The organism is Agrobacterium sp. 16-2014-1-2a (assembly GCF_053522705.1).
In genome coordinates, this window is sequence record NZ_JBNWBX010000001.1 from 731,850 (window position 1) to 745,632 (window position 13,783).

General features: G+C 58.5%; 12 protein-coding genes. 8 read left to right on the plus strand and 4 right to left on the minus strand.

Features of this window, described 5'->3' with window-relative positions; all coding sequences use genetic code 11:
* Positions 1-188 precede the first annotated feature (188 nt).
* The 3 genes from purM to ACQZ45_RS03715 all read left to right on the plus strand — a co-directional run bounded on the left by purM (position 189) and on the right by ACQZ45_RS03715 (position 3,002).
* Positions 189-1,262, plus strand: coding sequence for a phosphoribosylformylglycinamidine cyclo-ligase (purM, locus tag ACQZ45_RS03705; RefSeq protein WP_003512456.1), 1,074 nt, complete (start codon positions 189-191; stop codon positions 1,260-1,262).
* Complete coding sequence (gene purN / locus ACQZ45_RS03710; RefSeq protein WP_003512453.1) at positions 1,259-1,933, plus strand: phosphoribosylglycinamide formyltransferase; 675 nt, start codon at positions 1,259-1,261, stop codon at positions 1,931-1,933. Before purM ends, purN begins: the two co-directional genes overlap by 4 nt.
* Positions 1,934-2,066: 133 nt before the next feature.
* On the plus strand, positions 2,067-3,002 hold the full coding sequence (locus tag ACQZ45_RS03715; protein ID WP_003512452.1) for an omptin family outer membrane protease: 936 nt from the start codon (positions 2,067-2,069) through the stop codon (positions 3,000-3,002).
* A gap of 412 nt (positions 3,003-3,414) precedes the next feature.
* Here the strand turns inward: ACQZ45_RS03715 and ACQZ45_RS03720 are convergent, their stop codons facing one another.
* Positions 3,415-4,041, minus strand: coding sequence for an NUDIX domain-containing protein (locus ACQZ45_RS03720; protein ID WP_113291455.1), 627 nt, complete (start codon positions 4,039-4,041; stop codon positions 3,415-3,417).
* Positions 4,042-4,107: 66 nt separating this feature from the next.
* Complete coding sequence (locus tag ACQZ45_RS03725) at positions 4,108-6,327, minus strand: molybdopterin oxidoreductase family protein (protein WP_162736166.1); 2,220 nt, start codon at positions 6,325-6,327, stop codon at positions 4,108-4,110.
* Between the two features lie 29 nt (positions 6,328-6,356).
* Between ACQZ45_RS03725 and ACQZ45_RS03730 the strand changes: the two genes are divergently transcribed.
* On the plus strand, positions 6,357-7,220 hold the full coding sequence (locus tag ACQZ45_RS03730) for a 23S rRNA (adenine(2030)-N(6))-methyltransferase RlmJ (protein ID WP_003512446.1): 864 nt from the start codon (positions 6,357-6,359) through the stop codon (positions 7,218-7,220).
* A 9-nt stretch (positions 7,221-7,229) separates the two neighbouring features.
* Here the strand turns inward: ACQZ45_RS03730 and ACQZ45_RS03735 are convergent, their stop codons facing one another.
* The gene (locus ACQZ45_RS03735) at positions 7,230-8,165 is read right to left on the minus strand and encodes a lysylphosphatidylglycerol synthase domain-containing protein (protein ID WP_113291454.1); all 936 of its coding nucleotides are present in this window, start codon (positions 8,163-8,165) and stop codon (positions 7,230-7,232) included.
* A 199-nt stretch (positions 8,166-8,364) separates the two neighbouring features.
* Here ACQZ45_RS03735 and ACQZ45_RS03740 point away from each other — a divergent pair, with 199 nt between their 5' ends.
* Positions 8,365-9,138 carry a ribonuclease T2 family protein gene (locus ACQZ45_RS03740; RefSeq protein ID WP_113291453.1) on the plus strand — a complete coding sequence of 258 codons (774 nt, stop codon included), beginning with the start codon at positions 8,365-8,367 and terminating at the stop codon, positions 9,136-9,138.
* Between the two features lie 33 nt (positions 9,139-9,171).
* Positions 9,172-9,768 carry a glutathione S-transferase gene (locus tag ACQZ45_RS03745; RefSeq protein WP_113291452.1) on the plus strand — a complete coding sequence of 199 codons (597 nt, stop codon included), beginning with the start codon at positions 9,172-9,174 and terminating at the stop codon, positions 9,766-9,768.
* 115 nt (positions 9,769-9,883) lie between these two features.
* On the opposite strand, the gene ACQZ45_RS03750 is transcribed toward ACQZ45_RS03745, so the two are convergent.
* On the minus strand, positions 9,884-10,540 hold the full coding sequence (locus tag ACQZ45_RS03750) for an outer membrane protein (protein WP_003512439.1): 657 nt from the start codon (positions 10,538-10,540) through the stop codon (positions 9,884-9,886).
* A gap of 347 nt (positions 10,541-10,887) precedes the next feature.
* Between ACQZ45_RS03750 and ACQZ45_RS03755 the strand changes: the two genes are divergently transcribed.
* Positions 10,888-11,676 carry an SDR family oxidoreductase gene (locus tag ACQZ45_RS03755; protein WP_112674517.1) on the plus strand — a complete coding sequence of 263 codons (789 nt, stop codon included), beginning with the start codon at positions 10,888-10,890 and terminating at the stop codon, positions 11,674-11,676.
* On the plus strand, positions 11,673-13,724 hold the full coding sequence (gene uvrC / locus ACQZ45_RS03760; protein ID WP_162736165.1) for an excinuclease ABC subunit UvrC: 2,052 nt from the start codon (positions 11,673-11,675) through the stop codon (positions 13,722-13,724). Before ACQZ45_RS03755 ends, uvrC begins: the two co-directional genes overlap by 4 nt.
* The last annotated feature ends 59 nt before the right edge of the window (positions 13,725-13,783 follow it).

Genomic DNA, 13,783 nt, shown 5'->3' on the forward strand with positions numbered 1-13,783 from the left:
AGGTCTGTGCAACGACGACGGGTTTTCAAGTATGCGCTGCGCATATCGCTGTCGAGAGGCCCGAGGCACACAAAACGTCAAACCGTCGCAAAGCCGTTAAAAACCGGAGCTTTTGCCACTCAAACCCTTGCATCAGGCCCCGTCCCGTGCGAATGGCGACGCCAAAGGAACCAGCGGAGACGAGAGCGATGAGCCAGTCGGGCAAGAACGGTCTTACCTATAGTGACGCAGGTGTGGATATCGACGCCGGCAACCTGATGGTCGAAAAGATCAAACCGGCGGTGCGCTCGACGCGGCGTCCCGGCGCGGATGGCGAAATCGGCGGCTTCGGCGGCCTGTTCGATCTGAAGGCCGCAGGCTTTAACGATCCGGTTCTGGTGGCCGCCAATGACGGCGTCGGCACCAAGTTGAAGATCGCCATCGACGCGAATTTCCATGACACCGTCGGCATCGACCTCGTAGCCATGTGCGTCAACGATCTCGTCGTGCAGGGCGCAGAACCACTGTTCTTCCTCGACTATTTCGCGACCGGCAAGCTCGACCCGGATCAGGGCGCTGCCATCGTGTCCGGCATTGCTGCCGGCTGCCGCGAATCCGGCTGTGCGCTGATCGGTGGTGAAACCGCTGAAATGCCCGGCATGTATTCCGATGGCGACTACGATCTCGCGGGCTTTGCCGTGGGTGCTGCCGAACGTGGCCAGCTTCTGCCCGCCGGCGATATTTCCGAAGGCGACGTCATTCTCGGACTTTCGTCCTCCGGCGTTCATTCCAACGGTTTTTCGCTGGTGCGCAAGATCGTTTCGATCTCCGGCCTTGACTGGGACGCCCCGGCACCCTTCGCAGATGGCAAGAAGCTTGGCGAAGCGCTGCTGACGCCGACGCGCATCTATGTAAAGCCGCTTTTGAAGGCAATTCGCGAGACCGGCGCGCTGAAGGCGCTGGCGCATATTACCGGCGGCGGCTTCCCGGAAAATATTCCGCGCGTTCTGCCCAAGCATCTCGCCGCCGAGATCGATCTCGACGCGATCGAGGTTCCGGCTGTGTTCTCGTGGCTTGCAAAAACCGGTGGCGTTGAAGCCAAAGAAATGCTGCGCACGTTCAACTGTGGTGTCGGCATGATCGTGGTCGTTTCGGCTGAAAATGCCGCCAAGGTCACCGATGCTCTGACGGCGGAAGGCGAGACCGTGTTCCCGCTCGGCCGCATGGTCGCCCGCGAAGAGGGTGCGCACGGCACGATCTACAAGGGCGCCCTCAGCCTATGATGAGCGCCGCCTCTCGATCTGGCCGCGCACGTGTCGTCGTTTTCATTTCCGGCAGCGGCTCCAACATGGTGTCGCTTGCCAAGGCCTGTCAGGAGACGGATTTTCCGGCCGAGATCGCCTGTGTAATTTCGGACAAGGCGTCGGCAGGCGGGCTGGAAAAGGCGCGGGCGTTCGGTATTCCCACGCTCGTTTTCGAGCGCAAGACCTATGCCAGCAAAGCCGAGCATGAGGGCGCCATTCTGGCCGCACTTGGCGAGATTGCGCCTGATATCATCTGTCTTGCCGGTTACATGCGGCTGATCTCCGGGAATTTCATCGCCCCCTATGAAGGCCGCATCATCAATATCCACCCTTCCCTGCTGCCGCTTTTCCCCGGCCTGCACACCCACCAGCGCGCCATCGACAGCGGCATGAAGATTTCCGGCTGCACCGTACATTTCGTCACCGAAGGCATGGACGAAGGCCCGACGATCGCGCAGGGCGCGGTGCCGGTTCTTTCCGACGACACGGCCGAGACGCTGGCGGCGCGGATACTCACCGTCGAACACCAGCTTTATCCACTTGCCCTGAAGCAGCTTGCGGAAGGCAAGGTGCGGATGGAAGGTGGGAAAGCCATTTCCAGCGGCGACGCAAGTAAATCTGAGTATTCCAGCCTGATTTCTGCTTACTGACAAATATTTCACTAAAGTACAAAGATACTTAAAGTGGTATTTCCTCTAAAATAAACCGAACGTTTACCATAATCACCTTTAATGCCCGCAACGGCCCCGCATTTTGGAGCCCTCCGGTCATTCAGGAGCGATTATGCTAATTTCGAAGTTTTCCCTGCCGCTTTCGGCCGTTTTACTGGTGGGTACGAGCCTGCCGCTCGCCGCCGAGCAAAGCGGCATCACCGCTTCGCTCGATGCCGGTGTTCTAAACATCAAGGCCACAGAGACCTTTTACAACGGAAGCCACAAAAACAGTCAACTCGACTGGAAAACAACAAATGCCATGGCGTTACGCGGATCGCTTGGACTTGAGCTGTCACCCGAGTGGCGCATAAAAACGGAAGGTCGAATCGGCTTTGCTGGCGATGGCTACATGACCGACTACGATTGGCTGCCTCCCTATTACAGGGATACATCGAAAACTGGATGGAGCGACCGCTCACAGCACGGCGACACTCGCCTCGACCACTACCTGACCGGAAGCATCGAAATCAACAGAACACTGCTGGAAGACCCGCTGCAGCACCTCAGTGCCGGTATCGGCTTTCGCTATACCGACGTGCAGTGGTCCGCCTATGGCGGTGACTACATCTACAGTTGGAGAGGATTTCGCAATAATGTCGGTGAGTTCAACAATAGCGAAAAAGCCATCACCTACCGGCAGCAAATCCCCGTATTTTACGGCAATGTGACCGGTGGGCGCAAATTCGGGAACTGGTCGCTGAATGCCGGCCTCGAAGGCGGCGCAATGATCTATGCGAAAGCCACGGACGATCACTGGATGCGTTCGATCCGCTTCACCGACAAATTCCATGTTGGCGGCATGTTCGGAGCAAAAGCGGGCATCGCCTATGCCCTGACTGAGAATGCCTCCCTCTACCTGGATGGCGCATACGAATATACGAGCTTCGGTCGCGGTGACAAAACCCTCACACCGACTGGCGGAACTACCGGCCTGTTTTATAAAGATACGGCGGGCGGCGATATGCAGTCGCTTTTCGTTGGGGCCGGCGTAAAGGGCAGATTCTGAGTTGAAGGCTTCCGGTTGAGGCGGGAGAAGATGTTATTATCGCACGCAGAACGAAGCTGTGGCATGCCTCGTAAAAGCGATCGATCCTCAATCTCGTCGACACCTCATCTCTGCGATGCGGACAGAACGGTCGCAACGAAAAAAGACAACTCCGGATGAGGTCAAGGCGTGGAAAGAAGAAGGCCGCAAGTAATGGCCTTTGTCGTGGACGCCTCGGTAGTCGCGGCTTGGTTCCTGTCTGACGAGGACGGCACAATCGCCGATCACGTCTCTATCATCCGCCTGGCACGAAACATGCGCTTCCCGCCTATGATGCTGCCTACCTCTCGCTTGCGATTTCGCACAATGTGCCTTTAGCAACACATGATAGGAAGCTTGCGGCTGCGGCAAAGTTGGAAAACGTTGCGTTCGCTTAAGGTTTGCGTAGAGCCGCGCGATTCAACATGGCCCACTGCAACAGAATAATCGTCTTGGAATCGGTGATTTCGCCGGACGCGATCATCGCGAAGGCTTCGTCGAGGCCGTAGGTCAGAACCTCCAGATCCTCGCCTTCGGTTTCCAGACCACCGCCGCTGCCGGCCTGCACGTCGAGATCGATGCGGGCGACGAAGAGGCTGACTTTTTCGGTGAGCGTTCCCGGGCTGGCATACATGTCGAACAGGTATTCGACCTTTTCCACCGCGTAGCCAGATTCTTCCATGGCCTCGCGGCGAATGGCGTCGGCGGCGTTGTCGTCATCGAGGAGCCCCGCTGGCACTTCGATCATGAAGCTTGGATCGCCGTTCACGAAGACGGCAGGGCGGAACTGGCGCACCATCACCACGCTGTCGCGTTTGGCATCGTATAGAAGGATGGCGGCGGCGCTGCCATGGTCATGCACTTCCCGCACGATGCGCATCGTCCTGCCATCCGGCATGCGCTGGTCGAAAATGAGCTTCTGCATATGCACGAAGCCCTTCCACACCGTTTCCTTTTCCACCAGCCGGACCCTGCCGGAATCAGTGTCGGCCGGAACGTTTTTCGCTTGCGTCTGTGTCACCGGATATTCCCTTGCCTGTCGCGGAAGTGTTCAGCTTGGCCCTGTTGCGGTGCAATATCAAGCCTTTCAGGCTTCGTCGTCGCGGTGGAGCCACACCTTATTGTCGTGGAAAGCCGCGCCGCCATAGGGGGCGACGGCATCGGCGCCCGTCAGAACATTGATACCCTCGCCGTCCAGATGCGCCTTGTTGGGCCACAACCCTTCGGCAACCAGAACGCCGGGCCTCGCACCCTCCACGATTTTCGCATGGAGGCGCACTTCGCCGCGGCCATTGCCGATACGCACGATGTCGCCATCGGCTATACCGTTGCGGGTGGCGTCCTCGGAACAGATCATCACTTCCGGACGTCCTTCCTTCTGCACGGAGGTTTTCGTTTCCGCGAAGGTGGAGTTGAGGAAGTTGCGCGCTGGCGATGTCGCCAGTCGGAAAGGATGCTCTCCGTCGGCGGTTTCGATGACATCTACCTGATCCGGGAATTTCGGAAATTGCGCAACCGGCCCCATAACGCCGATATTTTTCGGCGGTTTGTTTGGAGACGGCCCTGTCGCCCATTCGGGGCTGAAACGGAATTTTCCGTCACCATAACCAAAACCCTCGAGATAATGCGCCACCTCGAAAGAGGGCTGCGCATCGATCCATTTTTCTTCCGCCAACGTATCGAAATCGCCCCAGCCGCTGACTTTCAGCATATGATCGACATGGTCGCGGGCTGAAAGACCGAAGCCCGGCATATGGTCGATACCAAGACGTTTCGCCAGTTCTTCGATGACGAAGAGATTGGTGCGCACGGTTTCCGGCGGCTCCACCAGCTTGGGGCCAAGCAGAATGTGGTTCTGGCCACCGGCGCGGTAGATATCGTCATGTTCAAGGAACATGGTGGCCGGCAGCACGATATCGGCCAACTCGGCCGTCTCCGTCATGAATTGCTCATGCACGGCAACAAAAAGATCGTCGCGCAGGAAACCCTGTTTCACCAGCCGCTGCTCGGGTGCGACATTGACGGGGTTGGTGTTCTGGATGAGCAGCGCCGTCACCGGGCCACCATGTCGCAGCGCTTCCGCATCCCCCGTCAGCACGCGGCCGATCTGCGACTGGTCGAGCTGGCGCACGTTGGGGTCGGCATAGGCTGTGCCCATCAGTTCCGCCTTGTTGAGCCGGAAGATATCGCCGTTATTGTGGAAGGCGCCGCCGCCTTCATATTGCCAGGAGCCAAGAACGGTGGCGATAGAAAGGGCGGCATGCATGGCGACCGCGCCGTTGCGCTGGCGGGCGAAACCATAACCGAGCCGGAAGAACGTCTTTTTCGTCGTGCCCACGAGCCTTGCGAAATCCTCGATTTCCTCCACGGAAAGACCGGTGATTTCGGACGCCCATTGCGGCGTCTTCGATTTCAGATGCTCTTCAAGTCCCGCCGGATCGTCAGCGAAGCGCGCCATGTAATCGCGGTCGGCATAACCATCGCGGAAGGCAATGTGCATGATGGCGCAGGCGAGCGCCGCATCGGTGCCGGGACGCAGGACGATGCGCATATCGGCCTGTTTCATGGTTGGATTGTCATAGATATCGACGACGACGATCTTCGCGCCACGTTCCTTGCGGGCTTTTACCGCATGGGTCATGACGTTGACCTGCGTGGCGACAGCATTCGTGCCCCAGATGACAACGACATCGGCCTTGCCGATTTCGCGCGGATCTGGCCCGCGCAGCGCGCCTGTACCCATCACATAACCCGTCCAGGCCATGTTGGTGCAGATCGATCCAAAAAAGCCGGAATATTTCTTGGCGTGACGCAGGCGCTCGATGGAATCGCGCTGAACCTGTCCCATGGTTCCGGCATAGAAATAAGGCCAGATGGCTTCGGCGCCGTGCTTTGCCTCGGCTTTGACGAAGGCGTCAGCAACCTCGTCCAGTGCCGCTTCCCAGGATATCTCCTGCCAGTCGCCGGCACCCTTCGCACCCTTGCGGCGCTTCGGGGTCAAAAGACGGCCGGGATGATAGATACGCTCTGAGTAACGCGCCACCTTGGCGCAGATGACGCCGGCAGTGTATGTATTGGCATTGGCGCCGCGCACACGGCCGATGCGGCCATCGGCATTGATGTCCACTTCCAGCGCGCAGGCGCTCGGACAGTCGTGCGGACAGACCGTGTGGCCGATGCGCGTGGCACTTTCGGCTTTCGGGGTGGCGTTTTTAGCGGAAATCGGGGTCGCAAGGTTCATGTCTTTTCTATATTGCATCAGCGACGCGGCAAAAAGGCCGAAGTGACGTCCATCAAGAATATTCATCATCCCCATCGGGAAGCGAGACACATCCCATGAACTATCGCCACATCTACCACGCCGGCAATTTCGCGGATGTTCTCAAACACGCCGTTCTCGCCCGTCTCGTCCGTTACCTGCAGAACAAGGACAAGGCGTTTCGGGTGCTGGATACTCATGCCGGCATCGGCCTCTACGATCTGTCATCGGAAGAGGCGCAGAAGACAGGCGAATGGCAGACCGGCATCGGCAAGCTGATGGACGCCGATCTGCCGGCCCCTGTCGCCGAATTGCTGGAACCCTATCTTTCCACCGTGAGAGAGCTTAACCCCGAAGGCGGCATGCAGTTCTACCCCGGCTCGCCGAAGCTCGCGCGCATGCTGTTCCGCCCGCAGGACAGGCTTTCGGCCATGGAACTGCACCCGGACGACGCACGCGCGCTGGCGCGTCTGTTCGAGGGAGATTATCAAGTTCGGGTGACGGAGCTCGATGGCTGGCTGTCGCTTGGCGCGCATCTGCCGCCGAAGGAAAAACGCGGCCTCATCCTCGTCGATCCGCCTTTCGAGCTTGAAAATGAATATCAGCGGCTGGCGGATGGGTTGAACAAGGCATATCGGCGTTTCTCCACCGGCACCTATTGCCTGTGGTATCCGCTCAAAAAAGGCGCACCGATCAAGGATTTCCACGAGCGGCTGCAATCCTTCGACATTCCGAAGATGCTGTGCGCGGAACTTTCCGTGAAAAGCGACCGGCTGGAAGGCTTGAGCGGCTCAGGCCTCATCGTCGTCAACCCGCCCTACACGCTGAAGGACGAGCTGCACACGCTGCTGCCATTCCTGAAGACGGTGATGGCGCAGGACAGATACGCCTCGCACCGCGCCTTCTGGCTACGCGGCGAGGAAAAGCCGGAAGAGGATTGAGGGCTTACCTCACCCCTTCCGCGCCTGTGCAAGCTGCGATCGCTCAAAGAACAGGATCACGAACAGCGCCATGATGAACGGGATGATGAGGTAGAACAGCCGGAACACCAGCAGCGCCGCAATCACGTCAGCCGGGTTCATATCAGGCAGGCCGGTGACGAACACCAGCTCCAGCACGCCAAGCCCGCCCGGCGCGTGCGAGATGAGCGCCGCGGAAAAGGAAATCAGGAAAATCCCGAGAATGATCATGAAACCGGGATTTCCGGCTTCCGGCAGCGCGAAATAGATGATGCCTGCAGCTCCGATCAGTTCGATCGGACCGATGACCAGCTGTTGCGCCACCAGTTTCGGCACGGGATATGGCAGAAAAAACGAACCGATTTTCAGCGGCCGCAGCTTCAAAAGACTGCCGAGCACATAAAGTGCAACGATGGCGAGCAGCAGTACGCCGGTTGTCGTTGATGCTTCCACGGGCAGGATGCCAGTAAAGCGCTCGGTAATGTCCGGTTCGTAGACCAGCACCAGACCGATGAGCATGATCGTTCCGATGATGAAGGTGAAGGAACAAAGGCCGACGAGAATGCCGACTTCGGCAGCGCTCAACCCTTTGGACGTATAGGCCCGGTATCGGACGACGGCACCGGAAAACACGGATGCCCCGACATTGTGGGAAAGCGCGTAGGTGGTGAAGGAGGTGAGCGTGATGAAGAACCAGTTTACCTTCCGGCCGAGATGCTGGAGAGCGATGCGGTCGTAACCGGCAAGGGCGGCATAGGCGACAAGCGTCGACAGGCCGGAGCACACCCAGTCCCGCGCGCGAATGGCCGTGAGGCTTTCCCATAGATCATCGAGTGAAAGACCGCGCAGCTCGTGATAGAGCAGCCAGGCCGAAAAACCGATCGTTGCCAGACCAATGATGGGCCAGATGTATTTCTTGAATGTCATGCGGTCATGCCCGCCTATTTCCCCCAGCTTCACCCCAACCCGATTTCCGCACTCCGCAGAAGATTCGTTCGACTCTATTCGTTATGCGGCGAAGCTTTCAACCTTTTTGCCCGTTTGCCTCGTTCACAAATTTATGTAAGACCGCTTTGTCGTCTGCGGGCGATACGAGGTCGTCCATTTTCCGGAGAACGTGCACGAAATGAAGCGTTATGCCGGTTTCATCGCCCTCGGTCTTCTGTCGCTTGCGGCCCTGTGGTTTTCGCGGGAAAATCCGGCCCCGACCGGTTCTGCAACCAACCGGCAGACCCAATCCCAAACGCAGCCCGCCGGCAATTCCAGGCCCGAAACATCCCAGCCGGAAATTGCCCGACGAGACACGGGCAAAAACCCTGTGCCCGCCGGAACAGGCTTCGATTTTTATGTGCTTTCGCTCTCCTGGTCGCCGGCGTTCTGCGCCAGCTCCGAAGGTTCCGGCAATCGCCAGCAATGCGGCAGCAACAGGCGGTACGGTTTCGTCGTACACGGGCTTTGGCCGCAAAACGAAACCGGATACCCCGAATTCTGCACGAGCAGCGAGCCGGACCGTGTGCCCGACGCAATCGGCCGCACGATGTTCGACATCATGCCCTCCATGGGCCTGATCGGCCACCAGTGGCGCAAGCACGGCGCCTGCTCCGGCCTTTCGCAGAAGGATTATTTTTCGGCAACACGAACCGCCTTCGAGGCGGTCAAGCTGCCGGAGACGATTGCCTCGGGCGCTAAAGGCGCCACCCTTTCCGCCGAAGCCATCGAAACCGCCTTCACCGACGCCAACCCCGGCATGTCGAAACGCGGCGTCTCGATCAGCTGCGACGGGAAACGCCTTGAGGAAGTCCGTATCTGCCTCAACAAGGACATGACATTCCGCGATTGCCCTGAGCTTGACCGCAAGGGCTGCCGCGTCAGCGCTACCGAAATCGTCCCCATTCGCTAATACCCACACATCAACATATGTCAGGACCCGGCTATGGAACTGCTTTACTCCGTCACTTCCCCCTACTCCGCCAAGGTGCGCATGGCCGCCCGCCATCTCGGCATCGACATTACCAACGTCGCCGTCGACACCAATGCCGAGCCCGCGACGCTGGTTGACAACAATCCGCTCGGCAAAATTCCGGTCCTGCTTCTGGACGATGGCGGCTCGGTCTATGACAGCGTCGCGATCATGCACTATCTAGACCGCCTTTCGGGCGGCAAGCTCTACCCGAAAAAGAACGGCAAGCGCACCGAAGCGGAAATTCTGGAAGCGCTCTGCGACGGCATCATGGATTGCCTGCTGGCCATCGTTTACGAGCGCCGTTCCCGCCCGGAGGACAGAGTTCACCAGCCATGGATCGACAAGCAGTGGAAAAAGGCGGTGAAGGGTCTGGATCATCTCAACGCCAACCTGCCGAAAACCGGCAAGAAGCTGCATGGCGGACATTTCGCCCTTGCGGCGTTGATCGGTTATCTCGATCTGCGTTTTGCAGGTGAATGGGCCGAAGGGCACGAGGCGCTGGCGCAATGGCCGGAAACATTCAGCAAGCGTTTCGAAGCCTATAAGGACATGAGGGCTGCCGCCTGACGCCAATGTGAGCGCCATGCCTGGCCTGATCGCCGGGCATGGATGCTGTAGCTGATGGCAAAAACGAAAAAGCCGGGGCGTAAACCCCGGCTTTTGTTTACCGATCCTTGAAGGATCAGAACTTGACGCCGATACCGGCCTTGACGGAGTGGTCGTCGAAGCCGCGCGAGAACGCGCCGGAGTCCAGGCTGTAGTCCTTCTTCTGGTAGTCGCTGTAGCGATATTCCAGACGGGCAGTGATGTTGTCCGTAACCATGGCTTCAACGCCGGCACCAACGGTGTAGCCGAGGGCGGTTGCGCTGTCCTTGGAGGTCGCGTCACGTACCTTGTTGTCGGAGGCTGCGAGACCAGCCGTACCGTACAGCAGGAACGGGTTCATGTCGTAACCGACACGGGCACGCAGCGAGCCGTTGACGCCCTGCTTGCCTTCGACGGCGTTGCCACCAACCGTACCAGCGGAACCGCGCTCGCGGCCGAGGTTAACGTCTGCTTCGGCACCGTAAACGATCTGGCCGTTCTGCATGTTGTAACCGCCGTAGATGCCGCCGCCGGCGCCCTTGGCGTCACGGCCGTCGTTGCTGGAGCTGAAACGGCCCCAATCGTAGTTGGCGGTACCACCGAGGTAAGCGCCGGTCCAGTTCTTGACCGGAGCGGGCTGGTCGTAGGCTACCGGTGCCTGCGGCACGTCGTTTACGGCGTCAGCGGCGTGAGCAGCCGAGAAACCGGCGGCTGCAATGGTCGAAGCCATAATGGTTGCTACGAAAATACGCATGTTATTCTCCTTTCAGGACCGCGCCGTACTCAAAACATTGTTTTTAGACGCGGTAAATTCGTCGGGTTAATCGCCCCTCTGAAAATTGAATTTGATGGGAGAATGCGGAGATCAAAGAGCCAAAATGTGAATTGTTTGGGGCAGACACGTGACTAGAATTAGACGTTGCCTAATTGTCACAAGGGTTTTATTAACCCTACCGGAAACTTAATTTCCAATATATCGAATTTAAACTTAGTTATATTCAAATTAAATTTAAATTACATTACCAATAAAAATCCACACAATTCTTTTACGGCCCACGGACAGCTTGCGATTTGCGATTATATCCAGCAAATAGGGCGTGTATGAGCAAATGCAGGTCCGCTGTGAAAGAAAATATACCGAAGACAGTCTTGATAACGGGTGCCGCCCGGCGGCTCGGGCGGGCGATCGCCACGGATTTGGCCTCGCATGGCTTTGCGATTGCCGTCCACGCCAATGCCTCTATGAGGCAAGCCGAGGAATTCGCTAACGAAATAAGGCAAAAAGGCGGCAAGGCCGTTGCCGTTCAGGCGGATCTGACACAATCATCGCCAACAATGGCGCTTGTCGAACAGGCATCTTCGGTGCTCGGCCCGATAGGCGTCGTCGTCAACAATGCATCCATTTTTCTGGACGATTCGGCAGAAACGCCCGATCCGGCAATCTTCGACGCGCATTTTTCCGTGCACGTGCGGGCGCCTTCCCTCATCGCGGCCGCCTTCGTTCAGCAATTGCCTCAGGATAAATCCGGATTGATCGTCAACATCATCGATCAGCGTGTACTTGCGCTTACGCCGCGTTTTTACTCCTATACGCTTTCGAAATCGGCCCTTTGGACAGCCACACGGACGATGGCGCAGAGTTTTGCGCCGCGGGTGCGCGTCAACGCCATCGGGCCGGGTCCCTCCTTCAAAAGCGAAAGACAGGCGCCGGAGGACTTTCAGGCGCAGATCGACGGCCTTATATTAAAGCGCGGTCCGGAACCCGACGAGTTCGGGCGGACGATTCGCTTTCTTTTTGATACGCCGTCGATCACCGGACAAATGATCGCGCTCGATGGCGGCCAGCATCTTGGCTGGGAAACCCCTGATGTGGCGGAGATACCTGAATGAACGGAAAGAAGCTGCCTGACGGCGGTATTCTCTTCGATGAAACCGATGACGAAGACGACGATGCAAACCTTGCCGCGACAGACGCGGCCGAGGCACCGCGCGACGTTGCCGGCATGGACTGGAATGCCGGCTGGAAAAACGAATCCGGCCTGAAGGGCATGGATCTGATCGGCGAATTCGTCAAACACCTGCCGAACTCGCCGGGTGTCTACCGCATGTTCAACGAGGCGAACGACGTTCTCTACGTCGGCAAGGCGCGCTCGCTGAAGAAGCGCGTCGGTAACTATGCCCAGGGTCGCGTGCATTCCAACCGCATTGCGCAGATGGTGCGGCTGACCGCCCATATGGAATTCGTCACCACCCGCACGGAAACCGAGGCGCTTCTCCTGGAAGCTAACCTCATCAAACGCTTGCGGCCGCGCTTTAACGTGCTTTTGCGCGACGACAAGTCATTTCCCTATATCCTGATCACAGCCGACAATCGTGCACCGGCGATTTTCAAGCACCGGGGTGCGCGGGCGCGCAAGGGCGACTACTTCGGACCCTTCGCCTCTGCCGGAGCCGTTGGACGCACGATCAATTCACTGCAACGCGCGTTCTTGATCCGCACCTGCACCGACAGCGTTTTCGAAACCCGCACGCGTCCCTGTCTTCTTTACCAGATCAAGCGCTGTTCCGGCCCCTGCACACATGAGGTGAGCGATGAGGGGTATGCGGAACTCGTCAAGGAAGCCAAGGATTTCCTGTCCGGCAAGAGCCAGAGCGTCAAGACCGCGATTGCCCGGCAGATGAACGAGGCGGCCGAGGATCTCGACTTCGAGCGCGCCGCCGTCTATCGCGACCGGCTGGCGGCGCTCTCGCACGTCCAGAGCCATCAGGGCATCAATCCGGCCGGCATCGAGGAGGCGGATGTTTTCGCCATCCATCACGAGGGCGGCATATCCTGCATCCAGGTGTTCTTTTTCCGCACCGGCCAGAACTGGGGCAACCGCGCTTATTTCCCGAAGGCCGACCCGTCCCTGCCCGGCTCGGAAATCCTCAATGCGTTTCTGGCGCAATTTTACGACGACAAACCGGTGCCGAAGCAGATCCTGCTTTCCGAAACCGTAGAGGAACAGGAATTGCTGGCCGCTGCTCTTGGCGAAAAAGCCGGACACAAGGTCACGATCAACGTGCCGCAGCGCGGCGAGAAGAAAGACATCACCGACCATGTTCTTGCCAATGCCCGCGAGGCGCATGGCCGCAAGCTGGCGGAAACCTCGTCTCAGGCGCGGTTGCTGAAGGGGTTCGCAGAAACCTTCAACCTTCCTTACGTGCCGCGCCGGATCGAGATTTACGACAACTCGCACATCATGGGCACAAATGCCGTGGGCGGCATGGTGGTGGCGGGGCCGGAAGGCTTCGTGAAAAACCAGTATCGCAAGTTCAACATCAAATCGACTGACATCACTCCCGGTGACGACTTCGGCATGATGCGTGAGGTCATGACCCGCCGCTTCTCGCGCCTGTTGAAGGAAGAGGGCAAGCCCGACCGCGCACAGACGCTGACGCCCACACCCGAGGAAGCCGCGGACATGCCCTTCCCCGCCTGGCCGGACGTTATCCTGATCGATGGTGGTCAGGGACAGATGACGGCGGTGCGTGCCATCCTCGATGAGCTCGACATTCGCGACAGCGTGATTGCCATCGGCGTCGCCAAGGGTGTGGACCGCGAGGCGGGCCGCGAGCGCTTCTTTGCGGATGGCCGCAGCGATTTTTCCCTGCCGCCGCGCGATCCCGTGCTTTACTTCATCCAGCGCATGCGCGACGAGGCCCACCGTTTTGCCATCGGCTCACACCGGGCGCGGCGCAAGAAGGAAATGGTGCGCAATCCGCTGGATGAAATTTCGGGGATCGGCCCAGGACGCAAGCGCTCGCTGCTGCAGCATTTCGGTACGGCCAAGGCGGTTTCACGCGCAGGCCTCAACGATCTGATGAATGTCACCGGCATTTCAGAAGCCGTAGCGCGGCAAATCTACAATCACTTCCATGAGAGCAGTGGCGATTGAAGGCGCACTGTCGCAACGAACTGCTAAAAAAACATAATAACGTGTTGACCCTATGCGTC